This is a genomic window from Streptomyces barringtoniae (genome assembly GCF_020819595.1).
Taxonomy (GTDB): Bacteria; Actinomycetota; Actinomycetes; order Streptomycetales; family Streptomycetaceae; genus Streptomyces; species Streptomyces barringtoniae.
Genome location: NZ_JAJHNP010000018.1, coordinates 150,864 through 175,449 on the forward strand (window position 1 = coordinate 150,864; position 24,586 = coordinate 175,449).

The 24,586-nt window shown below is 71.2% G+C and carries 22 protein-coding genes and 1 pseudogene; 14 read left to right on the forward strand and 9 right to left on the reverse strand.

What is annotated here, in order from left to right; genetic code table 11:
* Positions 1–159: 159 nt before the first annotated feature.
* Together scy and mce are read right to left on the reverse strand one after the other, a co-directional pair.
* A complete protein-coding gene (scy, locus tag LMU33_RS29190) occupies positions 160–4,074 on the reverse strand; it encodes a polarized growth protein Scy (RefSeq protein WP_228623610.1) in 3,915 nt (1,304 codons plus the stop codon).
* A gap of 206 nt (positions 4,075–4,280) precedes the next feature.
* Positions 4,281–4,721, reverse strand: a complete 441-nt coding sequence (gene mce / locus LMU33_RS29195) for a methylmalonyl-CoA epimerase (RefSeq protein WP_228623611.1) — start codon at positions 4,719–4,721, stop codon at positions 4,281–4,283.
* A gap of 147 nt (positions 4,722–4,868) precedes the next feature.
* On the opposite strand from mce, the gene LMU33_RS29200 reads away from it, so the two are divergent.
* The 3 genes from LMU33_RS29200 to LMU33_RS29210 all read left to right on the forward strand — a co-directional run bounded on the left by LMU33_RS29200 (position 4,869) and on the right by LMU33_RS29210 (position 8,424).
* Positions 4,869–6,068: an acetyl-CoA C-acetyltransferase gene (locus LMU33_RS29200; protein ID WP_228623612.1), complete on the forward strand. Its 1,200-nt coding sequence runs from the start codon at positions 4,869–4,871 to the stop codon at positions 6,066–6,068.
* 51 nt (positions 6,069–6,119) lie between these two features.
* Positions 6,120–7,076 (forward strand): methylmalonyl Co-A mutase-associated GTPase MeaB, encoded by a 957-nt coding sequence (meaB, locus tag LMU33_RS29205; protein ID WP_228623613.1) that lies wholly within the window; start codon positions 6,120–6,122, stop codon positions 7,074–7,076.
* Between the two features lie 148 nt (positions 7,077–7,224).
* Positions 7,225–8,424, forward strand: coding sequence for an MFS transporter (locus LMU33_RS29210; RefSeq protein WP_228623614.1), 1,200 nt, complete (start codon positions 7,225–7,227; stop codon positions 8,422–8,424).
* A gap of 112 nt (positions 8,425–8,536) precedes the next feature.
* Here the strand turns inward: LMU33_RS29210 and LMU33_RS29215 are convergent, their stop codons facing one another.
* The 4 genes from LMU33_RS29215 to LMU33_RS29230 form a co-directional block, all read right to left on the reverse strand.
* Positions 8,537–9,013: a MarR family winged helix-turn-helix transcriptional regulator gene (locus LMU33_RS29215; RefSeq protein ID WP_228623615.1), complete on the reverse strand. Its 477-nt coding sequence runs from the start codon at positions 9,011–9,013 to the stop codon at positions 8,537–8,539.
* A gap of 92 nt (positions 9,014–9,105) precedes the next feature.
* On the reverse strand, positions 9,106–9,867 hold the full coding sequence (locus LMU33_RS29220; RefSeq protein WP_228623616.1) for an AIM24 family protein: 762 nt from the start codon (positions 9,865–9,867) through the stop codon (positions 9,106–9,108).
* 53 nt (positions 9,868–9,920) lie between these two features.
* Positions 9,921–10,571 carry an AIM24 family protein gene (locus LMU33_RS29225; protein ID WP_228623617.1) on the reverse strand — a complete coding sequence of 217 codons (651 nt, stop codon included), beginning with the start codon at positions 10,569–10,571 and terminating at the stop codon, positions 9,921–9,923.
* Between the two features lie 2 nt (positions 10,572–10,573).
* Positions 10,574–11,206, reverse strand: a complete 633-nt coding sequence (locus LMU33_RS29230) for an AIM24 family protein (RefSeq protein WP_228623656.1) — start codon at positions 11,204–11,206, stop codon at positions 10,574–10,576.
* Between the two features lie 193 nt (positions 11,207–11,399).
* Here LMU33_RS29230 and LMU33_RS29235 point away from each other — a divergent pair, with 193 nt between their 5' ends.
* The 3 genes from LMU33_RS29235 to LMU33_RS29245 all read left to right on the forward strand — a co-directional run bounded on the left by LMU33_RS29235 (position 11,400) and on the right by LMU33_RS29245 (position 12,893).
* Positions 11,400–11,744 carry a DUF3817 domain-containing protein gene (locus LMU33_RS29235; protein ID WP_228623618.1) on the forward strand — a complete coding sequence of 115 codons (345 nt, stop codon included), beginning with the start codon at positions 11,400–11,402 and terminating at the stop codon, positions 11,742–11,744.
* Entirely contained in the window at positions 11,741–12,037 is a 297-nt protein-coding gene (locus tag LMU33_RS29240; protein WP_228623619.1) for an MTH1187 family thiamine-binding protein, read from the forward strand. Before LMU33_RS29235 ends, LMU33_RS29240 begins: the two co-directional genes overlap by 4 nt.
* A 100-nt stretch (positions 12,038–12,137) precedes the next feature.
* Positions 12,138–12,893, forward strand: a complete 756-nt coding sequence (locus tag LMU33_RS29245; protein ID WP_228623620.1) for a hypothetical protein — start codon at positions 12,138–12,140, stop codon at positions 12,891–12,893.
* Here LMU33_RS29245 and LMU33_RS29250 read toward each other — a convergent pair.
* Positions 12,841–13,889 (reverse strand): annotated as a pseudogene (locus LMU33_RS29250) (ArsR/SmtB family transcription factor). The gene LMU33_RS29245 and the pseudogene LMU33_RS29250 overlap by 53 nt on opposite strands.
* Positions 13,890–13,963: 74 nt before the next feature.
* Between LMU33_RS29250 and LMU33_RS29255 the strand changes: the two are divergent.
* The 4 genes from LMU33_RS29255 to icmA all read left to right on the forward strand — a co-directional run bounded on the left by LMU33_RS29255 (position 13,964) and on the right by icmA (position 17,908).
* A complete protein-coding gene (locus tag LMU33_RS29255) occupies positions 13,964–15,208 on the forward strand; it encodes an MFS transporter (RefSeq protein WP_228623621.1) in 1,245 nt (414 codons plus the stop codon).
* Between the two features lie 22 nt (positions 15,209–15,230).
* Positions 15,231–15,740, forward strand: a complete 510-nt coding sequence (locus tag LMU33_RS29260; RefSeq protein WP_228623622.1) for a MarR family winged helix-turn-helix transcriptional regulator — start codon at positions 15,231–15,233, stop codon at positions 15,738–15,740.
* A gap of 43 nt (positions 15,741–15,783) precedes the next feature.
* Complete coding sequence (locus tag LMU33_RS29265; protein ID WP_228623623.1) at positions 15,784–16,122, forward strand: DUF3817 domain-containing protein; 339 nt, start codon at positions 15,784–15,786, stop codon at positions 16,120–16,122.
* 85 nt (positions 16,123–16,207) lie between these two features.
* A complete protein-coding gene (gene icmA / locus LMU33_RS29270; RefSeq protein ID WP_228623624.1) occupies positions 16,208–17,908 on the forward strand; it encodes a coenzyme B12-dependent isobutyryl-CoA mutase large subunit in 1,701 nt (566 codons plus the stop codon).
* A gap of 6 nt (positions 17,909–17,914) precedes the next feature.
* On the opposite strand, the gene LMU33_RS29275 is transcribed toward icmA, so the two are convergent.
* Positions 17,915–18,532, reverse strand: coding sequence for a TetR/AcrR family transcriptional regulator (locus tag LMU33_RS29275; RefSeq protein ID WP_228623625.1), 618 nt, complete (start codon positions 18,530–18,532; stop codon positions 17,915–17,917).
* A gap of 234 nt (positions 18,533–18,766) precedes the next feature.
* On the opposite strand from LMU33_RS29275, the gene LMU33_RS29280 reads away from it, so the two are divergent.
* From LMU33_RS29280 to LMU33_RS29295, 4 genes are all read left to right on the forward strand, one after another.
* Positions 18,767–19,735, forward strand: a complete 969-nt coding sequence (locus LMU33_RS29280) for a tetratricopeptide repeat protein (protein ID WP_228623626.1) — start codon at positions 18,767–18,769, stop codon at positions 19,733–19,735.
* A gap of 623 nt (positions 19,736–20,358) precedes the next feature.
* The gene (locus LMU33_RS29285) at positions 20,359–20,991 is read left to right on the forward strand and encodes a DUF6230 family protein (protein ID WP_228623627.1); all 633 of its coding nucleotides are present in this window, start codon (positions 20,359–20,361) and stop codon (positions 20,989–20,991) included.
* Positions 20,992–21,107: 116 nt separating this feature from the next.
* Positions 21,108–21,662 (forward strand): DUF6114 domain-containing protein, encoded by a 555-nt coding sequence (locus tag LMU33_RS29290; RefSeq protein ID WP_228623628.1) that lies wholly within the window; start codon positions 21,108–21,110, stop codon positions 21,660–21,662.
* Entirely contained in the window at positions 21,652–23,025 is a 1,374-nt protein-coding gene (locus LMU33_RS29295) for a hypothetical protein (protein ID WP_228623629.1), read from the forward strand. The genes LMU33_RS29290 and LMU33_RS29295 overlap by 11 nt, the downstream gene beginning before the upstream one ends.
* Before the next feature lie 99 nt (positions 23,026–23,124).
* Here the strand turns inward: LMU33_RS29295 and pyk are convergent, their stop codons facing one another.
* Complete coding sequence (pyk, locus tag LMU33_RS29300) at positions 23,125–24,555, reverse strand: pyruvate kinase (protein WP_228623630.1); 1,431 nt, start codon at positions 24,553–24,555, stop codon at positions 23,125–23,127.
* Between the last annotated feature and the right edge of the window lie 31 nt (positions 24,556–24,586).

A 24,586-nucleotide genomic window follows, 5' to 3' on the forward strand; every position in this document is an offset into this window, starting at 1 on the left:
TGAGGTGATAAGGGGAATCCTAGGGGCCGAAGCGGTGTGTCATCGAGCGGATACGGTTTTGATCTGGAGAATGGCACCTCTTTTGGGTGGCTGACCGCCGGAGGGCTTGCCAACGACTCGGGCAAAGCCCCCAGACGTTACCGGAACGGACCGCTCACATTAGCCGTCTGACGACTTGCCACCCGATCGGGGGGCGCCGACCGTCGCGCCGGCCTTGACCGAGCCCTCCTTGCCGGACGTCGGCGTCTCGAAGGACTCCAGCGCCTCCAGGACGTCCTGGACCCGGGAGATCTCGGCGTTGATGTCCTCGCGCCGGCGCACCAGGATCTCCAGCTCGCGCTTGCCCTCCTCGACCGTACGCCGGGCCTCGCGGATCGCCTCGGCCTTGAGCTCCTCGGCCTCCTTGATGAGGCTGGCCTTCTTCTGCTCGGCCTCCTTGAGCAGCCCCTCCGCCTTCTTGACGGCGGCGATGCGCACCTTGCCCGCCTCGGAGTTGGCGTCCGAGACCAGTTCCTTGGCCTTCGCCTCCGCCTTGGCCAGCTGCTCCTCGGCGGCCTTGATGAGGGCGTCGCAGCGGTCGCCCGTGGACTTCATCGTCTCGGCGGCCTCGCGGCGGGCCCGCTCGTGCAGCTCCTCGATCTCGGTGGTGATGCGGTCGCGCAGCTCCTCCGCGCGCTCCCGGATCGCGGTCGCGTCCCGGCGGGCCCCGACCAGCAGCTCGTCGGCGTCCGTGCGCGACTTCTCCACCATCGAGTTGCCCTCGATCGTGGCCTCGGAGACGATCCGCTCGGCCTCGCTGCGGGCCGCGCCGACCATCGTGTCGGCCTGCGACTCGGCGTCCGCGGTGGTCTTCAGCGCCTGCTCCTGCGCCTCGCTGAGCAGCTTGTCGACCTCGGCCGTGGTCTCGGTGATGAGCGTGTCGACCTGCTCGGCCGCCTCCGAACGCCGCTTGTTGGATTCCTTGCGGGCCTCGTCCAGGGTCCGCTCCGCCTCCTCGCGGGCGGAGTTGACGAGCCGTTCGGCCGTGTCCTCCGCGTCCGCCCTGAGCTGCTCGGCCTCCGCCCGCACCCGCTCGGCGTGCGCCTGCGCCGAGCCGACCGTCTCCGCGGCCTCCGCGCGCAGCCGCTCGGCCTCGCCGGTGGCGTCCCCGATGAGCTGCTCGGCGGCCGCCAGGGCCTCCGCGCGCACCCGGTCCGCCTCGGCGAGTGCCTCCGTGCGCACCCGCTCGGCCTCGGCGGCGGTCTCCGTCTGGAGCCGGTCCGCCTCGGCGACCGTCTCGTTCTGCAGGCGCTCGGCCTCGTTACGGGCCTCGGTGATGAGCGTGTCCGCCTGGGTCGCCGCGTCGGAGCGGATCCGGTTGGCGTCCTCGCGGGCGTCCGCACGGGTCCGGGCGGCCGCCTGGTCGGCCTCGGCGAGCGCGTCCGAGGCCTCGGTGCGCACCCGCTGGGCGTAGTCGCCGGCGTCCGCGCGCTGCCGTTCGGCCTCCGCCATCGCCTCCGCGACCGTACGCTCGGCCAGCGCCCTGGCGGCCTCCGCCTCCTCGTTCGCCTCGCGCCGGACGCGGCTCGCGTCCTCGCTCGCCCGCTCCCGCTCGGCGTAGGCGTCGGCGCGGACCCGGTCCGCCTCCTCCTCGGCCTCCCGCCGGGTGCGGTCCGCCGCGTGCTCCGCGGCCGAGCGCAGCCCGGTGATCTCCTCCTGCGCCTGCTCGTGCAGCCCGGCGACGGAGTCCCGCACCTGCTGGGCGTGCTGCTCGGCGGCGGACACCATCTCGGTGGCCCGCCGGTCGGCCTCCTCGACCAGCCGGACCGCCTCGGTCTGCGCCTCCTCGACCCGCTTGCGCGCCGAGGCCAGCAGCTCCTCGCTCTGCTCACGGGCCCGAAGCCGCTCCTGGTCGGCCTCTTCGCGTGCGGACCCGAGGGTCTCCTCGGCCTCGCGGCGCCGCCGGACGGCCTCCTCCTGGGCGGCGGCCAGCGTCTCGGACGCCTCCGTGCCGAGCCGCTCGGCGGCGGCCTGCGCCTCCGCACGCACCCGGTCCGCGGTGTCCTGGGCCTCCGCCTTCAGCCGCTCGGCCTCGGCGGCGGCCTCGGAGCGCAGCCGTACGGCGACGGCCTCGCCCTCGGCGCGGAAGGCGGACGCGTCGGACGCGGCCTCGTTGCGCAGCCGGTCGGCCTCGGCCTCGGCCTGCTGCTGGAGGGCGCGGATGCGTTCGGCGGCCTCGGCGCGCAGCCGCTCGGTCTCCTCGGCGGCCTCGCGGCGGATCCGGGCGGCCTCCCCGCGGGCGTCCGTGAGCGCCTGCTCGGCCGACTCCAGCCGGTCCTGCGCGTCGGTCTGCAGCCGCGTGAGCTCCTCGGCGGCCTCGGCGCGGCGGGCCTCGACGGCGCGCTCGGTCTCCTCGCGCAGCTCGCGCGCGGCGGTCTCGGCGTCCGCCTTGACCGCCTCGGCCTGCTCGTCCGCCTCGGCCCGCAGCCGTTCGGCCTCCTTGCGGGCCCGGTCCAGGGTCTCCTCGGCCTGCCGGCGCAGGCTGGTGGCCCGCTCGATGGCCTCGGTGCGGACCTTCTCGCTGTCGGTGGTCGCCTTCTGCCGCAGCTCGTCGGCGTCCGCCTTGGCCTTGGCCAGCAGCTCCTCGGCGGACTTGGCCGCCTCCTCGATCTGCGCGACCGCCTCCCGGCGGGCCTCCGCGCGGATCGACTCGCCCTCGGCGACCGCGTCGGCGCGCAGCTGCTCGGCCTCGCCGCGCAGCCGGCGGGCCTCCTCCTGCAGCTCGACCGTCTTGGCGCGGTACTCCTTGGTGTCGTCCTTCGCCGCGCCCTTGAGCTGCTCGGCGATGTCGTGCGCCTCGGCGCGCAGCCGGTCCGCCTCGGCCTCGGCCTCGGTGCGGATCCGCTCGGCCTCCTCGGCGGCGGCCTTGGTGGTCCGCTTGGCCTCCTCGGACGCCTTGTTCAGCACGTCCTCGGCGGTCCTGGCCGCCTTGGAAAGCTGGGTCGCCGTCTCCTCGGCGGTGATCGAGCGGGCCTTCTCGGCGGCCTCGGCGACGATCTTCTCGGCCTCGGCACGGGCGTCCGCGACCAGCTGCTCGGCCTCGGACCTGGTGGTCTCGGCCTCCTTGGTGGCCTCCTCGACCAGCCGGGCGACCTGCTCCTTCGCGGTGCGCGTACGCGCCTCGCCCGCGGCCTCGGCGCTCGCCAGGGCCTTGGTGGCGGCCTGCTCGGCCTCCGTCTGCAGCTTCTCGGCCTCCGCCTGCGCCTTGCGCAGCGCCTCCTCGGCCGCCGCCATCCGCTCCTCGGCGGCCCGGGTCAGCTCGGCGGCCTGCCGGCGGGCGGCGTCCGACTCGCTGACGGTGCTGGTGCGCAGCTGCTCGGCGTGGTCGGTGGCCTCCTGGGCCTGGGTGGAGGCGGCGTTCAGCAGCCGCTCGGCGTCCGTGCGGGCGCGGCGCAGGATCTCCTGGGCCTCCGCGCGGGCCGTCTCGGCGTCGCTCTGGAGCCGCTCGCGGGCCTCCCGGGTCAGCCGCTCGGCCTCCGCGCGGGCGGCGGCGAGCGCCTGCTCGGCCTCGGCGCGGGACTCGTCGAGGAGGCGGCGGGCCTGCTGTTCGGTGCGGGCGCGCAGCTGCTCGGCCCAGGCCACGTTCTCGTTGACGTGCGACTCGACGGTGGCGCGCCGCTCGGCCAGCTCCTGGTCGAGCTGCTGGCGTCGGGTCACCGCCTCCTGGTGCAGCTCCGCCTGGAGCCGGGCGGCCTGTTCGGCGTGCTCCTGCAGGATCCGCTGGGTCTGCGCGCGGGCCTGGCTCAGCTCCCGCTCGGCGTCCTGACGCAGCTGGTCGGCCTGCATCTGGGCATTGCGGAGCAACTGCTCGGCCTGATAGCCGATGTCACCGCCGTCGAAGGCGGGCCGGGTCATCAGGGTGCGGCGCGCCTCGTGCAGCTTGGCGCGCAGCACCTCGACCTGGTAGCCGAGGTCCTCGGCGTGCTGGATCGCCTTTTCCCGCTCGGTCTTCAGCCGCTTCATCTCGGCCTCGAACCGAGAGAGGTGGTCGACGTCAGCCGCCGGCTCTCGCTCCTGGCTCTCGTAGCCCCGCACTGCGCGGTCCCATCCGTCCCCTGGTCAGCTTCTCCAACGAGCTCCGTCCATCCGCCGAACGGGGCCCCCGGGGAATGGTGTCAGATCAACGGCGGAGCACGGGCTGCTGCCCCGACGCTCGTCCCCCGAAACCCGGACCCCGGCACGGCCGTCCCCCGCTTTCAGGGACGACCGCCCCCAACCCTACCGGCCCTTATGTACGGGGGTCAGTGCTCGGGCGACTCAACCGGGGCCGAAGTGACCAGTTCTGTGAGCACGCCGTGGCAATCCTTGGGGTGCAGGAAGGTGATCCGCGACCCCATGGAACCGCGCCGTGGCTCGTCGTACAGGACGCGTACGCCCTTGCCGCGGATGTCCGCGGCGTCCCCGTCCACGTCCGCCGTACCGAAGGCGATGTGGTGGACGCCCTCCCCGTTCTTCGCGAGCCACTTGCCGACCGCGGAGTCCTCGCGGGTCGGCTCCAGCAGCTGGAGGTAGGAGGCGCCGCCGTCCGAGGTCTCGTTGATCTTGAGCATGGCCTCGCGCACGCCCTGCTCCTCGTTGACCTCGGTGTGGAACACCTCGAAGCCGTACGTGGTCCTGTAGAACTCGACGGTCGCGTCGAGGTCGTGGCAGGCGATCCCGATGTGGTCGATTCGCGTCAGCATGGATTCAGTGCAGCGCGCCGCGCATGGTTACGCAACGTGCGCGCGATCACACCGACGGCCCGATGACGGCACGGAGTGCCATCAGTACATTCGAAGTAAACCCTCGTTCACTCCTCGGCTGTGCAGCCGGTAAGGGGATCGCAGCTCATGCCTTCTGGAACGACCAGCTCGGTGATCGTCGCGGGTGCGCGCACCCCCATGGGACGACTGCTCGGCTCTCTCAAGTCCTTCTCCGGAGCCGACCTCGGCGGCTTCGCGATCAAGGCCGCCCTCGACCGTGCGGGGATCGGTGGCGACCAGGTGCAGTACGTGATCATGGGCCAGGTGCTCCAGGCCGGCGCCGGCCAGATCCCGGCCCGCCAGGCAGCCGTGAAGGCCGGCATCCCGATGAACGTCCCGGCACTCACCATCAACAAGGTGTGCCTCTCCGGCCTCGACGCCATCGCGCTGGCCGACCAGCTGATCCGCGCCGGCGAGTTCGACATCGTCGTGGCGGGCGGCCAGGAGTCCATGACCAACGCCCCGCACCTGCTGCCGAAGTCCCGCGAGGGCTTCAAGTACGGCGCGGTCCAGATGATCGACGCCATGGCCTACGACGGCCTGACAGACTCTTTCGAGGGCGTCGCCATGGGCGAGTCCACGGAGAAGCACAACACCCGCCTCGGCATCGGCCGCGCCGAGCAGGACGAGATCGCCGCCCTGTCCCACCAGCGGGCCGCCGCCGCGCAGAAGAACGGCCTGTTCGAGGCCGAGATCACCCCGGTGGAGATCCCGCAGCGCAAGGGCGACCCGGTCCTGTTCAGCAAGGACGAGGGCATCCGTGGCGACACCACCACGGAGTCCCTGGGCAAGCTGCGCCCGGCCTTCAGCAAGGAGGGCACGATCACCGCGGGGTCGAGCTCCCAGATCTCGGACGGTGCGGCCGCCGTGGTCGTGATGAGCAGGGCCAAGGCGGAGGAGCTGGGCCTGACCTGGCTCGCCGAGATCGGCGCGCACGGCAATGTGGCCGGACCGGACAACAGCCTGCAGTCCCAGCCGTCCAACGCCATCCAGCACGCCCTGAAGAAGGAGGGCCTGGAGGTCTCCGACCTCGACCTCATCGAGATCAACGAGGCCTTCGCCGCCGTCGCCGTGCAGTCAATGAAGGACCTCGGCGTGTCCACGGAAAAGGTGAACGTCAACGGCGGCGCGATCGCCCTGGGCCACCCGATCGGCATGTCCGGCGCCCGTCTCGTCCTCCACCTCGCGCTGGAGCTCAAGCGGCGCGGCGGCGGTGTCGGCGCGGCCGCGCTGTGCGGTGGCGGCGGCCAGGGTGACGCGCTGATCGTGCGGGTACCGAAGGCGTAGTCATCCCCGTTGTACGCATCTGTACGTCTGTGAACCGAACGGAGCTGTTTGATGCAGGACGTCTCCTCTCTGGTGGCCCTGGCCAGGGAAGGCCGGCCGCGGGCCGTGGCCCGGCTGATCTCCCTCGTGGAGGGGGCGTCCCCGCAGCTCAGGGAGGTCATGGCGGCCTTGGCCCCGCTGACCGGCAACGCCTATGTCGTCGGTCTGACGGGCTCCCCGGGTGTCGGCAAGTCGACCTCCACCTCCGCGCTGGTCACGGCGTACCGCAAGCAGGGCAGGCGGGTCGGCGTCCTGGCCGTCGACCCGTCCTCGCCGTTCTCCGGCGGCGCCCTGCTCGGTGACCGGGTCCGCATGTCGGACCACGCCTCCGACCCGGGCGTCTACATCCGCTCGATGGCGACCCGCGGTCACCTGGGCGGCCTGGCCTGGGCCGCCCCGCAGGCGATCCGGGTGCTGGACGCGGCGGGCTGCGACGTGATCCTGGTGGAGACGGTGGGCGTCGGCCAGTCGGAGGTCGAGATCGCCTCCCAGGCCGATACGAGCGTGGTGCTGCTGGCCCCGGGCATGGGCGACGGCATCCAGGCGGCCAAGGCGGGCATCCTGGAGATCGGCGACGTCTACGTCGTCAACAAGGCGGACCGGGACGGCGCGGATGCCACCGCCCGCGAGCTGAACCACATGCTGGGTCTCGGCGAGTCCCGCGGCCCCGGCGACTGGCGCCCGCCGATCGTGAAGACGGTCGCCGCCCGCGCCGAGGGCGTCGACGAGGTCGTGGAGGCCCTGGAGAAGCACCGCGCGTGGATGGAGGAGCGCGGTGTCCTCGCCGAGCGGCGCAAGGCCAGGGCGGCCCGCGAGGTGGAGACCATCGCGGTGACGGCCCTGCGCGAACGCATCGGCGACCTCCACGGCGACCGCCGCCTCAGCGCGCTCGCGGAACGCATCGTCGCCGGCGAACTGGATCCCTACCGCGCGGCGGACGAGCTGGTGGCGGGCCTGACGCAGGGGTGAACGGGTCGCCAACTCCGCGGCGGCACTGCTAGTTTGAGGGGCATGTTCCTCCTCCTGGCGTAGAGCGCACACCGGACCGCGAGGCCGACGACAAGGCCCTCGCCTCCCTCGGTGTCCCCTCTTCCGCCTCCACCTGAGGAACATCAGCATGTCCACGCATGCCCCTTCGCGGCCCTCCTACGCCGCCGTGCTGCGCCTCCCGCACGCGCGCCGCACCTTCGCCTCCGCCCTCACCGCCCGCCTGTCCTACGGCACGGTCTCCCTGGCGGTGCTGCTGTCCGTCACCCGGGCCACCGGCTCCTACGCCGTCTCCGGCGCCGTGCTGTCGCTGTTCGGCGCCACGTCGGTCTTCCTGATGCCGTTCAGGGCGGCCTTGATCGACCGGCATGGCGCCCGCCGGGCCCTGCTGCCCATGGCGGTGCTCTACGGCGCCCTGCTGTGCGTGCTGGCCGCGCTGACCTGGCGCCCCGGCGCACCGCCGCCGGCCGTCGGCGCCGCGGCGGCCCTCGCGGGCGCGTGTGCCCCTCCGCTGGGCCCGACCATGCGCGCACTGTGGGCGGAACTGGCACCGGAACCGGGCATGCTGGCCCGCGCCTACGGCCTGGACGGCATCGCCGAGGAACTGCTGTACGTCTCCGGCCCGGCCTTGGTCGGCGTGCTGACCGGCTTCGCCCCGCCGGCTGCCGGGATCCTGCTGAGCGCACTGCTGATCGTGGGCGGCACGTCCGTCTTCGTCACCTCCCCGGTGATGTGCGGCCCCCGCGCCGTCGCCCCCGGGCCGGGCCGCGGCGCCCTCTCCGGTCTGCTGGCTCCGGTCGCCGTGGCCACGGGCGTGGGACTGGCTCTCAGCGGCGTGGACCTGCTGCTGATGGCCTTCGCCGCGCAGCGTTCGTACGACACCTCCGTGGTGCCCTGGGTGCTGGGTGCGCTCTCGGCGGGCAGCGCGGTGGGCGGGCTGGTCAACGGTGCGGTCCGGTGGCGGGCGCCGGCCCGGGTCCGCCTGCGCCGGTTCGCCGTGGCTCTCGGCCTGGTGCTCGCGGCGGCGGGCCTGGCCCCCGGCCTGTGGACGCTCACGGCGGCCATGGCCTGCGCCGGAGCGGTGGTCGCTCCCGCGCTGACCACGGCGTATCTGCTGGCCGCGGAGACGGCGGACGAAGGCTCGCGCACGCATGCCGGGGCGTGGGTGAACACCGGGGTGAACGCCGGGAGCTCCGGCGGAGCGCTTGCCGTGGGACTGCTGATCGGGCGGGTGCCGCTCGGGGTGTGCTTCCTGCTGGCGGGCGGGGCGGCCGTGCTGCCCGCCGTGGGGGCGTTCCGTCGTCGCAGGGTGCCGGCCGTGGTGGGCTGATCGCGCCCACGCTGGGCGGCCGCAGATCGATACGGCCCCGCGCCCCCTACGGGGCGCGGGCAGGCGCACCGACCCCTGCCCGGCCACAGCACCCGGAGCTTGTCGGCCGAGCTCAGGGACGCCCCCGCTGCCCTCTCAGATGCTCGGCGATCGGCTTCAGCGCCTTGTCCAGTTCCGTCAAGGCCTCCGCCGACAGCAGATCGATGAAATGCCGCCGCACGGAGGCGACATGATGTGGCGCCACCTTCTTCATCGTGTCCATGCCATGCTCGGTCAGTACGGCGTACAGTCCCCGCCGATCGGACTCGCAGTTCTCACGGCGCACCAGGTTCGCGTTCTCCATGCGTGTGATCTGGTGCGACAGCCGGCTCTTGGACTGGAGGGTCGCGGAGGCGAGGTCGCTCATCCGCATCCGGTGGTCCTCCGACTCGGACAGGTTCACGAGGATCTCGTAGTCGTTCATAGTCAGGCCGAACGGCTGCAGATCCTTCTCCAGCTGGTACGTCAACAGCCTGTTGACCTCCAGGTGGGTGCGCCAGGCGCACTGCTCCGCATCGGTCAGCCAGCGCGTGGCCGTCTCGGTCTCCATGAATGAAGTCTACCTAAGAAGTTGAATTCCGAACTACATTGGATGGTGTGACAGTGCGCACGCGTTCGATGTCACCCTCCGCAGACTACCGCTCACAGCCCGAAGCGGCGCTGGAGGTCTCCCAGCTGTCCGGGAAGACGCGGTACACCCGATGGTTGCTGACCGTGTCCGCCCGGTGCCGCTCCGCCACCGCCGGGAACCCCCGGTTCGGACGGAACGACCCCCGTCGCCGCCTCCTCCATGAGGGTCTCCGTCGACTGCAACAGGACCGTCCCGGCGCCCACGAACTCGAACTGGTGCTCCTCCCCGGATACCCCGCCCAGGCCCGTCATCGCACGTAGACCGCCCAGTACACCCGTCAGATACCCGTGGTCGTAGTGATGACACGGTGACGGGCAGTCGGCCCACCCGACGAGCGCCTGCGGGTCGACCCGGATCGGAGGTTCCACGAACACCACCGGCCCGTTAGATGCGGCGACAAACTTTCCGGTTCCGATAAGGGTCAGAAAACCCGGCACGATCGATTGCTTGAGCGCGAGACTTGGCTGAAAAGCGAGCAGGTTGCCCGCGCGAATGGTCAAGTTCCCGTCGTCCAGGTCGTAGGAGTTGACGTCGAAGGCCCGGTCGGCGAGCAGCATCTTGCCCGAACCCTCCGCCACGACCCAGTCGCTCGCGTGCAGTGGCGAATGGAACGAGGTACGGACAATTCGGTCGAGTCGGCCGTGCCCGATGCCGTTGAACTCGATCGCCCCGTAGTAGGCGATCATCTTCCCCTTCTGCAGGAACCACTGCCCGCTCTTGAGCTCGACGCAGAACGTGTACTTGTTGACGTTGTCGTCGGCGGGCAGGGTCATCGGGTCGTGCACCACCGGGCCGCCGGGGGTGCCGTACGTGCCTCCGTACGCGCTCACAGCTTCTCCTCCGACGCCTGGACGTACACCGTGCCGTTGCCGCTCAGCTCCAGCTGGAAGGCCTCGCCGGAGCCGCGGCCCACCATGTCGCGCCAGCCCAGCGCGGCCGACAGCTTGTTGCGGACCTCGCCGTGATGGGCGACGTACGCCTGCGGGTCGACGTGGACCGGGCGCTGGGGGGTGATCGGGATCTCGAAGACGCCGCCGTGCGCCATCACGGCGACCGAGCCCTGCCCCTGGAGGGTGGTGGTGAACAGGCCCTGCCCGGTGACCTGGCCGCGGACCAGGCCCATGACCCCGCCCTGCGAGCCCATGAACATCGTGCCCTGCCGCAGCGTGCCCTCGAAGGCGAGCAGGCGGTCGGCCTCGACGTAGAGGGTGTCGCCGGAGAGGTTGATGACGTGGACGTGGTGGCCGCCGTGCCCGAAGAAGACCGTGCCGCTGCCCTCGACGGTCATCAGCGGGGTCGCCTCGCCGGTCACCCGCCGCCCGATCATGGACATCAGCCCGCCCTGGCCGCCCTGGATGTTCGGCGTGAAGGACACGTCCCCCTTGTAGGCGAGCATCGCCCCGCGCTGACTGAACAGCCGCTGCCCGGGCAGCACGCTCGCCTCGACCATCTTGGAGTTGATCTCCCGGAACGCCATGGCTACAGATCCCCCGCGATCGTGTTCCGCTCGCTCGGCTGCACGTACACCAGTCCGTCGCCCTCGAAGCGGATCTGGAAGGCCTCGCCGCCGCCCTCCCCGAAGAACGTGCGGAACGTCACGCCGGACTGGAAGGACTGCCGGACATTGCCCTGGTGGGCGATGTAGGCACCCGGATCGACGATCAGCGGGTACTGCGGACTGACCCGGAGCACCACCGCCGGCCCGTCGGACATGATCGCCGCCTGCCCGTGTCCCTCGACGGTCGTCGTGAACAGGCCGTTGCCCTGCGAGGCGCCGCGCAGCCCGGTGAACGTCGTGCCCGTGCGCAGCCCCGCGTCCGTCACGAGCAGGTTGCTCGACTCCACGTACAGCTTGTCGCCCTGGAGGCTCACCAGGTTGATCTCGGTCGCCCGGTCCGCGAACCAGCAGGTGCCGTGCCCTTTCACCTCCATCACCGTCATCTGCTCGCCGGTGAGCCGCCGGGTCACCATCCCGCGCAGTCCCTCGCCCCCACCGGTGAGCTTCTTGAAACTCATCTGCCCGTCGTACGCGACCATCGAGCCGTTCTTCGCCTTCACGGCGTCCCCGGTCATGTCGACGGCGAGCACCTTGCTGCCTTGCAGTCGGAACATCGCCACGCAGTGAAAGTAGCGGCGACGCGGGTGGACGGAACAGAGCCCGCGGGTGGACACGGACCCTGAGCGGACCCCTAGGGCCGTCGTTTGCCACAATGGGGGACGCTTGTGCGTGCGTTCACAAACTGCAGCCCGCCGCCGACGGACCGTAACCGCAGACCGTCGCGACCCCTCCCACCGAAGGTGACCCGTGGACATCAAGACCGCCACCGCCCTCCGCCGCCTCCGCCTGGTCTCGGCCCCGGAGGCCGTGTCCTTCCTGATCCTCCTCGTCTGCTCGGTGCTGAAGCGGACCACGGACTTCAACGCGGTCCCCGTCATGGGCGCGGTCCACGGCGTCCTGTTCGTGCTGTACGTGGTCTTCTGGGCGGACGCCTGGAACCGCGCCAAGTGGCCGCTGAAGACCGCGGCCCTCTACTTCGTCCTCTCGGTGCTGCCCACCGGCGGCTTCTTCGCCGAGCGCAAGCTGCGCCGCGAGGCCGAGGACGCCGTCATCGCGGCCCGCGCCCGCAAGGAAGGAATCGTGAACGCATGATCGTCGCCTTCTCCGTGACGCCCCTCGGCGTCGGCGAGGACGTGGGGGAGTACGTCGCCGACGCCGTGCGCGTCGTCCGCGAGTCGGGGCTGCCCAACCGCACCGACGCCATGTTCACCTCCATCGAGGGCGAGTCGTGGGACGAGGTCATGGACGTCGTCAAGCGTGCCGTCGCCACCGTGCAGGAGCGCGCCCCGCGCGTGTCGCTCGTCCTCAAGGCCGACATCCGCCCCGGCGTGACCGACGCACTCACCTCCAAGGTCGAGACCGTCGAACGGCACCTGGCGCAGTAGTCGGCCCCCTTTTGAGCGGTCGCATGCGGAGGTGTACGTTCCCCTCCTGATCACCCGAGCGATCGCTCGACTTCACCGTTCTGGCCTGGGGGAACACACCATGGGTCGTCTCTACAGAGAGACACACATACGCGCCGACCTCGACGAGCTGTGGGCGCGCACCCAGGACCCCGTCACGCGCCTGCGCTGGGACCTCCGTTTCACGTCGATCGCCCCCCTCCCTGCCGTGGCCGGCGAGCCGCGCCGCTTCACCTGCACCTGGCGTGTGCTGCCACTGCTCACCGTGCCCGGCACCGGCGTCGCCGCCGGCGAGAAGGACCGCCCCGACGGCACGCGCGTGTGCGCCCTGCGTTTCTCCTCCTCGCACCCGCTCTCCCCGGTCACCGAGGCGAGCGCCTACTGGCGTTACCTGCCCGACGCGCACGGCGTGCGCCTGCTCACCGGGTACGAGTACCGCGCCCGCGGGGGCGCGTTCGGGGCGGTCGCGGACCGCCTGGTGCTGCGGCCGCTGACCGGCTGGGCGACGGGGTGGTCCTTCGACCGGCTCCGGCTCTGGCTGGAGCGGGGGATCACTCCCGAGCGTGCCCTGGTCAACTGGATCGTCGAGCTGGCGGTGCGTGCGGTCGTCCTCACGGTGTGCCTGACCGGGCTCGGGCTGGAGTCGCTGCTGCGGCTCTTCGGGACCTTCGCCGACACCGTCGCCTATCTGTGCCCGCTGCTCCTGGTCGTCGGCGGCTCCCTCGCGGTCTTCAAGGCGCCGCTGGCCGGGACGCCCGCCGCCCGGCGATGCCTGCGGGCGCCGGTCACCCGGGCGCGTGCGCCGAGGGTGCTGCGCCGGCTCGAGGCGTACGGGTGAGAGTCCGGGTGACCTGCCGGGCCCCGGAGCTCGTCAGTGCCACCCCCAGCGGTGTCCTCTCGTACAGCACCTGATGTCCGTACCGCCGTGAGGTCAGCAGACCGGCGTCGCGCAGTACCGTCAGGTGGGCCGACACCGAGGAGGGGGCCAGTCGCAGCCGGTGGGCCAGTGCTGTGGTCGTCGCCGGTTCGTCCAGCGCGGCCAGCACCTCGGCACGGTTTCGGCCCAGCAGCCGTACCAAGGCCTCCGGCGTCCGTCCGCCCGGCTCCGTCCACAATCCCGCGATTCCCCGGGCCGGGTAGACCAGCGTCGGCTGCCACGGCGGCTCGAAGCCGGTGATCACGTCGGGCCAGGAGAAGACGCTCGGCATCAGGATCAGGCCCTGGCCGTCCAGGGCGCGGGTGTACTCGTCGTGTCCCGCGAGCGTGAGCGTACGGCCGTCCCAGGCCAGACGGCTGTCCAGTTCCGGCAGCAGCGTGCCGAGGCCCACCTCGGCCAGGCGGCGGGAGTGGAAGGCCACGTCCGCCTCCAGCAGGGCCTGCAGCCGGGGCCAGTCCGGGGCGATCAGCACCCGCCAGGCCTCCTCCATGGCGTCCGCGAGCTCCTGGATCATCCGCACCGGATCCGCCAGCCAGGCCCGGCCCTGCGGTGAACGGAGCGCGCCCGGTGTGCAGGCCAGCGAGCGGGCGGTGTCCTCACGGGCCGACTCCGGGTCCGACGCCCGTACGGCCGCGACTCGTCGAAGGTGGCGGCCGGGCCGATCGGTGGCGCGCCCAGCCAGTCCGGCGAGTGCCCCCGCCGGGGCATCAGCAGCCACAGCGGAGCCAGCTCGAGACCGGCCGCCGCCTGCCTGATCCGCCGCAGCCAGGGCGCCTGATAGGCGTGCCGGTCGGGCCGCCTCAGGGTGCGCACCGCCTCCTGCGTCTCCCACAGCGGGGAGATCGCGAACCGGCAGCGCAGGAAGTCGTCGTCGCCGAAGTGCAGCCGCGACGCCATGGGCACCCCCTCGGAGATTCGGCTGGGGCCGAAACTCTACGGCGTCCGGCCCGTCCCCGGGCACGCTGCCCGGCATGTCCGCACCCACCCAGGCCGCCCCGGCGTCCGCCGGCTACGGCCGTGTCCTCGCCGTGCCCGAGTTCCGGGCCGTCTTCGCCGCGCACGTGCTGTCCATGCTCGGCGTGATCGTCAGCGAGATCGCGCTCTCCGTCCTCGTCTACGACCTCACGCGCTCGCCCCTGCTGAGCGCGCTCACCTTCGCGCTGGGCTTCCTGCCGTACGCCGTCGGCGGCGCCCTGCTCGCACCCTTCGCCGACCGCTTCCCGGCCCGGCGCGTGCTGGTCGGCTGCGACCTGGTGTGCGCGGGCTGCGTGGCCCTGATGACGGTCCCGGGCAGCGGCATCGGGCTGCTGCTCGCGCTGCGCTGCGCGCTCGCCGTCGTTGCGCCGGTGTTCTCCGGCACCCGCATGGCCACCCTGGCCGACGTCCTCGGCGACGGCGACCTGTTCGTCCTCGGCCGCTCCCTGCTGCGGATCGTCGCCCAGAGCGCCCTGCTCGTCGGCTACGGCCTCGGCGGTCTGCTGCTGACCGCCGTCAGCCCGCGCCACGCCCTGCTGGTCACCGTCGCCACCTTCCTCGCCTCCGCCGCGCTGCTGCGCTGCGGCACCCGGCACCGCCCCGCCCGCAAGCGCCGGAGCACGGACACCGCGCCGGGCCCGCGCCCGCTGTGGGCCGACCGCCGGGTGCGCGTGCTGCTGCTCATGTTCTGGATCCCGGCGGCGTTCTCGGTCGTACCCGAGGCGCTGGCGGCGCCGTACGCCGACGAACTGGGCAGCGGATCCGCGGGCCTCGGCCTGCTGATGTGCGCGCTGCCCGTCGGCACGGTGGCCGGCGAACTGTTCGCCGGGGCCAGGCTCGGCCCCGTGGCCCGTGAGCGCGTCGCGCTGCCTCTGCTCTGTCTGACCCTGCTGCCGTACCTCGGCTACGCCCTGCGCCCGGGCCTTGCCGCCTCCCTGGTGCTCCTGCTGCTGTCCGGGGCCGGGTCGGCCTACACCCTGGGCCTGGACCAGTGGTTCGTGCGGGCCGTGCCGCAGGAGTTGCGCGGGCGGGCCATGACCGTGCTGCACGCCGGGCTGATGACCGTCCAGGGCGTCGGCATGGCGCTGGCCGGCGTGGCGGCGCAGACGTCGGGGGTGCGTACGGCGGTGGCCGGTGCCGGTGTGGCCGGTGTGCTGTGCTGCTGCGCGCTGGCCGTGGCGGCGCGGGCGACCGGGAACGACGGGGGACCGAAACCCGAGACAGGGCTGCCCGGAATATGACCGGCCGGTAGGGTCTGATGACGTGCCGAAGCCACTCAGCCTCCCCTTCGACCCCATCGCCCGCGCCGACGAGCTCTGGAAGCAGCGGTGGGGAAACGTGCCGTCCATGGCCGCGATCACCTCGATCATGCGGGCCCAGCAGATCCTGCTCGCCGAGGTGGACGCGGTGGTCAAGCCGTACGGCCTGACGTTCGCGCGGTACGAGGCACTGGTGCTGCTCACCTTCTCCAAGGCCGGCGAGCTGCCCATGTCCAAGATCGGTGAGCGCCTGATGGTGCATCCCACGTCCGTGACGAACACCGTCGACCGGCTGGTGAAGTCCGGGCTGGTCGCCAAGCGTCCCAATCCCAACGACGGCCGCGGCACCCTCGCCGTCATCACCGACAAGGGCCGCGAGGTGGTCGACGCGGCCACCCGCGACCTGATGGCGATGGACTTCGGGCTCGGCGTGTACGACGCGGAGGAGTGCGCGGAGATCTTCGCGATGCTCCGCCCGCTGCGCATCGCGGCGCACGACTTCGAGGACGAGTGACCCCGGACAAGATCTCCCGGAACGGGTGGTTACGCTCATTGGCATGAAGAAGAGCGTGCTGACCCGCTACCGCGTCATGGCCTACACCACCGGTGTCCTGCTGGTCCTGCTGTGCCTGAGCATGATCGCGAAGTACGGGCTGGACATCAGCGGTGCCGCCGACGTCACCCGGGTCGTCGCCATCGCCCACGGCTGGCTGTACGTCGTCTACCTGGTCGTCGCCTTCGACCTGGGCTCCAAGACGAAGATGCCGATCGGCAAGCAGCTGTGGGTACTGCTCGCGGGGACGATCCCGACGGCCGCCTTCTTCGTCGAGCGGAGGATCAGCCGCGAGCTGGAGGCCGAGGTCGCCGACCAGGCCCCGGCCGTCGCCAAGGCGTAGGGCGACCGGCGTCACACCGCCGTACGGACACCGTACGGCGGTCAGCCATCGACATTTACTAGGACGTCCAAGTAAATTCGATGGTATGGACGCTCACGCCATCGAGGAGGGCCGCCGACGCTGGCAGGCCCGCTACGACGCCGCACGCAAGCGCGACGCAGACTTCACCACGCTCTCCGGCGATCCCGTGGAGCCGGTGTACGGGCCCCGACCGGGCGACACGTACGAGGGATTCGAGCGGATCGGCTGGCCCGGGGAGTACCCCTTCACGCGCGGGCTCCATCCGACCGGCTACCGCGGGCGTACCTGGACGATCCGGCAGTTCGCCGGGTTCGGCAACGCCGAGCAGACCAACGAGCGGTACAAGATGATCCTGGCCGCCGGCGGCGGCGGCCTGTCCGTGGCCTTCGACATGCCGACGCTCATGGGCCGCGACTCCGACGACCCCCGCTCGCTCGGCGAGGTCGGGCACTGCGGGGTCGCCATCGACTCGGCCGCCGACATGGAGGTCCTGTTCAAGGACATCCCGCTGGGCGATGTGACGACGTCGATGACCATCAGCGGGCCGGCCGTGCCCGTCTTCTGCATGTACCTGGTCGCCGCGGAGCGGCAGGGCGTGGACCCGTCGGTGCTCAACGGCACGCTGCAGACCGACATCTTCAAGGAGTACATCGCGCAGAAGGAGTGGCTCTTCCAGCCCGAGCCGCATCTGCGCCTGATCGGCGACCTCATGGAGTACTGCGCGGCCGGTATTCCCGCCTACAAGCCGCTGTCCGTGTCCGGCTACCACATCCGTGAGGCGGGGTCGACGGCCGCGCAGGAGCTCGCGTACACCCTGGCGGACGGCTTCGGGTACGTCGAGCTGGGGCTCAGCCGCGGCCTGGACGTGGACGTGTTCGCGCCCGGCCTGTCCTTCTTCTTCGACGCGCACGTCGACTTCTTCGAGGAGATCGCCAAGTTCCGTGCGGCACGCCGGATCTGGGCTCGCTGGATGCGGGACGTGTACGGCGCGAAGAGCGACAAGGCGCAGTGGCTGCGGTTCCACACGCAGACCGCCGGTGTGTCGCTGACGGCCCAGCAGCCGTACAACAACGTCGTCCGTACGGCCGTGGAGGCGCTGGCGGCGGTGCTCGGCGGGACCAACTCGCTGCACACCAACGCGCTCGACGAGACCCTCGCGCTGCCCAGCGAGCAGGCCGCGGAGATCGCGCTGCGCACCCAGCAGGTACTGATGGAGGAGACCGGGGTCGCCAACGTGGCCGATCCGCTGGGCGGTTCGTGGTACGTCGAGCAGCTGACGGACCGGATCGAGGCCGACGCGGAGAAGATCTTCGAGCAGATCAAGGAGCGCGGCCTTCGGGCCCACCCGGACGGGCGTCACCCGATCGGGCCGATCACCTCCGGGATCCTGCGCGGGATCGAGGACGGCTGGTTCACCGGGGAGATCGCCGAGTCCGCCTTCCGGTACCAGCAGGCGCTGGAGAAGGGCGACAAGAAGGTCGTCGGCGTCAACGTCAACACCGGGTCCGTCACCGGTGATCTGGAGATCCTGCGGGTCAGCCACGAGGTGGAGCGGGAGCAGGTGCGGGTGCTCGCCGAGCGGAAGGGCGGGCGGGACGAGGCCGCGGTGCGGTCCGCGCTGGACGCGATGCTGGGCGCGGCCCGGGACGGGTCCAACATGATCGAGCCGATGCTGGACGCGGTGCGGGCGGAGGCCACCCTGGGCGAGATCTGCGGGGTGCTGCGGGACGAGTGGGGGGTGTACACCGAGCCTGCCGGCTTCTGAGCGGGCTCAGGCGGACGAGGTCAGGCCCAGGAGCAGCACGCGCGTGAAGTCGCGCACCCACTCCTCGTCCGCCGGCTTGCCGCTCACCAGGGTGCGGTGGACGACCGCGCCCGCGACCACGTCGAAGATCAGGTCCACCGTGCGGGCGGACTCCTCCGGGTCGGGTTCCGGGGGGAGTTCGCCCCGGCTCTGCGCGCGGGCGCGGCCCTGGAGGACCAGGCGCATCTGGCGCTCCACGATGGAGGTGCGGATGCGCTCGCGCAGGGCGTCGTCGCGGGTGGACTCGGCGACCACCGCCATCAAGCCACTCTTGGCCTCGGGGCGGGCCAGGATGGCCGCGAACTGCAGCACCACGCCCTCGATGTCGGCGGCGAGGCTGCCGCGGTCGGGAAGCTCCAGCTCGTCGAAGAGTTCCGCCACCGCGTCGCACACCAGCTCCGGCTTGCCCGCCCAGCGGCGGTACAGCGTCGTCTTCGCGACCCCGGCCCGCGTCGCCACGTCTCCGAGCGTGAGCTTGGACCAGCCCAGCTCCACCAGCGCCTCCCGGGTCGCGGCCAGGATCGCGGTGTCCGCGGCGGCGCTGCGCGGGCGCCCCGTACGGCTGGCGGGAGTGCGGCTCTGCATCCCTTGACCATAACCGGCGGGATCTGTGCGGTCGTGAGGGAGATCACCGGCGAGTGGTGTCGCGAGGGGTCCGCATGGCATTACGCTACGAGTCGTAGCGAAAGCTCGTGCGGGCTCGTGATGGACGTTCGCGAGGCGTGCACGAGCGGTGATCACGAGGGCGTGGGGTGGGGACCCGGCGTCCACGCACACCGCTTTTTTCATTTCGACGCGGCAACGGGGGAGGATAGACGCATGCAGCCACGGAACATGTCCATGAGCGGCGTCGTCGACCTCGCCGCGGTGAAGGCGGCCCAGGAGGCCAAGGCCAAGGCCGAGCAGACGCGCGCCGAGGCCGCCCGTCAGGGTGGTACGGGTGCCGTCGCCCCGGCCGATCTCGTCATCGACGTCGATGAGGCGGGCTTCGAGAGGGACGTCCTCCAGCGGTCCGCCGAAGTTCCCGTCGTCATCGACTTCTGGGCCGAGTGGTGTCAGCCCTGCAAGCAGCTGAGCCCGGTCCTGGAGCGGCTGGCCGTCGAGTACGACGGGCGCATCCTCCTCGCCAAGATCGACGTCGACGCCAACCAGATGCTGATGCAGCAGTTCGGGGTGCAGGGCATCCCGGCCGTGTTCGCCGTCGTGGCCGGACAGGCACTGCCGCTGTTCCAGGGGGCGGCCGGCGAGCAGCAGATCCGGCAGACCCTGGACCAGCTGGTGCAGGTCGCCGAGCAGCGGTTCGGCATCACCGGCCTGACCGTCGACGCGGACGCGCAGCCGGGCGGTGCGGCCGTACAGGAGTATGCGGGGCCCTACGACGCGGCGCTGAACGCCGCCGCCGACGCGCTGGACGCGGGCGACCTGGCCGGTGCCGTCCGGGCCTACCAGAACGTGCTGGCCGACGACCCTGGTCACCCCGAGGCCAAACTGGGCCTCGCGCAGGCCGAGTTGCTGCAGCGGGTGCAGGGCTTCGACCCGCAGAAGGTCCGCCAGGAGGCCGCCGAGAACCCGAAGGACGCCGCCGCGCAGATCGCCGCCGCCGATCTGGACCTCGTGGGCGGGCACGTCGAGGACGCCTTCGGTCGGCTGATCGAGACCGTGCAGCGTACGGTGGGTGACGACCGGGACACCGTGCGGCGCCGGCTGCTCGAACTGTTCGAGGTCGTGGGACCCGAGGATCCGCGTGTGGTGGGCGCTCGAAGGGCCCTCGCGCGCGCCCTGTTCTGACCAGTCGCTAAACGCCACGGCTTGTGATGCCGGGGTGAAAGGTTTGCCGACGAGTCGTCACGGTGGCAGTGCTTTACCAAATCTTGGTAATCCCACAATCTGTTACTCGGAGTAAGTCGAGGCCGTTGATCTGTCTGGTTTCGTCCAGAGATCAACGGCTTTGCTCTGCCCTTGGTTGCCACCCAGCGTCGCGCTCCGAGACCGGTCGGTCGTCCTCCGGTTATCCGGCCGTTACTAGCCAGTAACGAACCCCCTTGTGTCCGGGCCGAGAATGCACCACGATCGGCGACGCTCGGTCCATTCCCGTACCCCGACAGCCGGTTGGGTCACGGGAGAATCTGGGTCCCCACCGAGCAGAGCCGGCGGCAGTGGCGCCGGCTCTAGGGCAGGGGGGTCTTCGCCCACCCGGCGAAGCCTGTCCAGCAAGGTTGTGCGTGATGCGTGTCAGGCGCGACCAGTGGTTGTCGCTCGGGGGTGATCGCCGGTGATTCGGGCGCGGTTCGCGCCACCGAGCGCGGGCGCTCTCCTTCCCGAGGACGTAGCACTTCTCCCATCCCTGCCTGGCTGAGCCGCCGACGGCGGCGAGTCCGGGCCAGGAGATGTACGTCCGAGAAGGAGGAAATATGGAGTCCCAGGTGCGTGGCGGGACCAGATGGAAGCGGTTCGCTGTGGTCATGGTGCCCAGCGTGGCCGCCACGGCGTGCATAGGTGTCGCCCTCGCGCAGGGCGCTCTCGCCGCGTCGTTCAGTGTGTCGGGTCAGTCGTTCAAGGTGACGGCGGACAAGCTGGTCGGTCAGGGCTTTGAGCAGTACGGCGCGATCGACAGCGGGTACACCCTCAGCGGACAGAAGACGGCGCACCCGGTTGCGGTCTCGGCCTTCAAGAAGGCCACGATCAACAACATGTGCCAGTCCGTCGTCACGCCGGACATCCCGGTGTTCGGCTCGGTGAGCCTGGTCCTGAAGGCGGGCGCCGACAAGCCGGTCGAGGCTGACAACCTCTACATCGACGTCTCCGACCTCAACGCCGACGCCACCTTCAACAACATCGACATCGGTGTTGCCGGCAAGGACGCCGACAAGGGTCCGGGCATGAAGGGCGGCAGCGAGCAGGCCAACCCCTACGGGTTCGCCCAGCAGGCCGACTCGGCCACGCTGACCGACGTGAAGCAGACGGCCTGGGCGACCACGGCCGGAACCTTCAAGCTCAGCGGACTGCACATGTCGCTGCAGACTGGTTCGCACGAGTGCTACTGAGCACGCGTTGATGGGCGGGGGAGCCGGTGGCGCCCCCGCCCGTCCACTCTCCGGCCGTGTTTCACACGCGGCACACATCACCACCACAGCAACGCCGCACCAGGGAGCTGTTTTCCATGAGCGCCGAGACCTCTGCCGCCGCGCCCGGCCAGTTCACCCGCCGGAGGCTGCAGTTCCGCGCCTGGCGGGGCACCCGTCCGTTCTGGGCCGGCCTGTTCGTCTTGCTCGGCGGCTTTCCGATCATGTACTTCCCGTACGCCCATCTCCAGATCGGCCATCTGACGCTGGCGATGGCGACCACCGCGGGAGCCGGGTCCCTGATCATCGGTGTGCTGCTGGTCGTCCTGGGCATCAGCCTCTGGTTCCAGAAGCACGTACGGGTCTTCGCCGGAGTCGCCGCGATCCTGCTCGCGCTGGTGTCCATCCCCGTGTCCAACTTCGGCGGCTTCGTCATGGGCTTCCTCTTCGCCCTCATCGGCGGAGCGATGGCCGTGGCCTGGGCGCCGGGCGCGCCGCCGCAGCCGCAGCCGCTGGCCGAGGCGGCCCCGGGCGAGGGCGGTGACCCGCAGACCGCGGAGCTGCCGCCGCAGTACCCGGGCGCGGTGGAGTCGAACGACCTGTCAGGAACGAGCCCGGGCAACGGGGCGAACGGGAGGCACAGTGCCGGCTGACGAGGTGACCCGCGGGACCGATGTGGACGGGTCCCGCGCGAGAACCGGGCCCCGCCACGCGGCTCCCAGAAAGCCGCTGTTCACCAGGTTCCACATGCCGGCCGGCAAGGCGATCGCCTCCGTGGCGATGCCGACGGCGGTGCTGATGGGCATGGGCTTCACGTCCACGCTGGCCCTCGCGGCCGGCAACGGCGGCAGCCCGTCCCCGTCGACCACGGCCAAGAGCCTGACGGCCGACGAGTACAAGGACTGCGTCAAGGCGCTGGACAGCTCCAAGGACGCCTCGTCCTCGCCCTCGCCGTCCGCCTCGAAGAGCGCTGACACGGCCACGCCGTCGCCCTCGGCGAGCGCGGATGCGAAGGACTCGAAGTCCGGCGGCTCGGGCACGTCCTCTTCGCCGGATTCAGGTTCCGGCGACCAGGCCACGCCCAAGCCGACCGCGACCTCCGGCTCCTCCGGTTCCGACTCGGACGCGGGCTCCGGCTCGTCGGGTTCGTCGTCGCCCTCCGGCGGTGACACGGCCACGCCCACCCCGTCGGCGTCCAAGAGCAGCGGCGGTCTGCTGGGCACCCTCGGCGACACGCTCGGCGGCATCCTCGGCGGCGGCTCGGACTCCGGCAGCTCCTCCGCGAGTCCCGCGCCGTCCGCGACCCCGTCGGCGAGCGCGTCCTCGGACTCCGCGTCCCCGTCGGGTACGTCGTCGTCCGGTTCCAAGGTCACCGACACCGTGGGCGACACCGTCTCCAAGGCCACCAAGACGGTCGGCGACACGGTGAAGAAGACCACCGACACGGTCTCCAAGACGGCCGGGGACGCCACCAAGGCGGTCACGGACGCGGCCGGGTCGGTCACGCCGAGCCCGTCGGCGAGCTCCTCCACCTCGGCGCAGGACTGCCCGGCGGCCACCACCGACCAGGGCGGCGTCGACAACAAGGTGCCGGTGGCGGACGACCCGTGGTACCTCAGCGCCAGCTCGCTGCTGCTCAAGGGCGCCGACTACCAGGGCATCGTGGAGGTGAAGACGGCGTCCGGCACCACCAAGAAGGTGCTGAAGTACGTCATCTCCGACGGCACGGACATCGGCGACCTGCACCAGACGGTGAACGACAAGCTCTCCGGCAAGACCTACCACGTGCAGGCGGCCAAGGGCTCGACGTCCACCATCCGCGGCGGCGCCACCACGATGTACACCCAGAGCATCTCGGGCAACCTGTTCGGTCTGATCCCGATGACGTTCACGCCCGACAGCCCGCCCCCGCTGAACCTGCCGCTGATCTACTTCACCAACGTCAAGGTGGTCCAGGCGGCGCAGTTCGGCGGCAACCTGCACGTGCCCGGCATGCACGTGTACACGACCGACTGACCGGTCCTGCAAGCCCGTTCGGGAGCCGCACACAGCTGAAGGGCGCCCCCTGGTCCAGGGGGCGCCCTTCAGCGCCGTACAAGGCCCTTGTGGGGCTCGTCAGTTGTTCTGGGTGCCACCGAGGTGGTGGACGCGCAGCATGTTGGTGGTGCCGGGGACGCCGGGGGGCGAGCCGGCGGTGATGATGACCGTGTCGCCCGCGTCGAAGCGGTCCAGCCGGGCGACCTCCTGGTCCACCAGGTCGACCATCTCGTCCGTGGTGTTCACGAACGGCACGACGTGCGGCTCCACGCCCCAGCTGAGGGTGAGCTGGTTGCGGGTGCCCTCGTCGGTGGTGAAGGCGATGATCGGCTGGACCGCGCGGTAGCGGGACAGGCGGCGCGCGGTGTCACCGGACTGGGTGAAGGCGATCAGGCCCCGGCCGCCGAGGAAGTCGGCGATCTCGCAGGCCGCGCGGGCCACCGAACCGCCCTGGGTGCGCGGCTTCTTGCCCGGCACCAGCGGCTGCAGGCCCCTGGAGAGCAGCTCCTGCTCGGCCGCCTGGACGATCTTCGACATGGTCTTGACCGTCTCGACCGGGTACGCGCCCACGCTGGACTCGGCCGACAGCATGACCGCGTCGGCGCCGTCCAGGATCGCGTTGGCCACGTCGGAGGCCTCGGCGCGGGTCGGACGGGAGTTGGTGATCATCGACTCCATCATCTGGGTCGCGACGATCACCGGCTTGGCGTTGCGCCGGCACAGCTCGATCAGGCGCTTCTGCACCATGGGGACCTTCTCGAGCGGGTACTCGACGGCGAGGTCACCGCGGGCGACCATCACACCGTCGAACGCCATCACGACGTCCTCCATGTTCTGCACCGCCTGCGGCTTCTCCACCTTGGCGATGACCGGGACCCTGCGGCCCTCCTCGTCCATGACGCGGTGCACGTCGTGGACGTCCTTGGCGTCCCGGACGAAGGACAGCGCGACCAGGTCGCAGCCCATGCGGAGGGCGAAGCGCAGGTCCTCGATGTCCTTCTCGCTCAGCGCGGGCACGTTGACGGCCGCACCGGGCAGGTTGATGCCCTTGTGGTCGGAGACGACGCCGCCCTCGATGACGATCGTCTTCACCCTGGGGCCCTCGACGTCCAGGACCTTCAGCTCGACGTTGCCGTCGTTGATCAGGACCTGGTCCCCGCGCGAGACGTCGCCCGGCAGCCCCTTGTACGTCGTGCCGCAGATGTGCTTGTCGCCCGGCACGTCCTCGGTCGTGATGACGAACTCGTCACCGCGTTCCAGCTCGACCGGACCCTCGGCGAAGGTCTCCAGGCGGATCTTCGGGCCCTGCAGGTCGGCGAGCACGCCGATGGGCCGGCCGGTCTCCTTGGACGCGGCCCGGACGCGGTCGTACCGCGCCTGGTGCTCGGCGTGGGAGCCGTGACTGAAGTTGAACCGGGCCACGTTCATGCCCGCCTCGATCATGGCGACGAGCATCTCGTGGGAGTCGACCGCGGGGCCGAGAGTACAGACGATTTTCGAACGGCGCATGGGGCGATCCTATCGGTTTGTTTCGCTACGG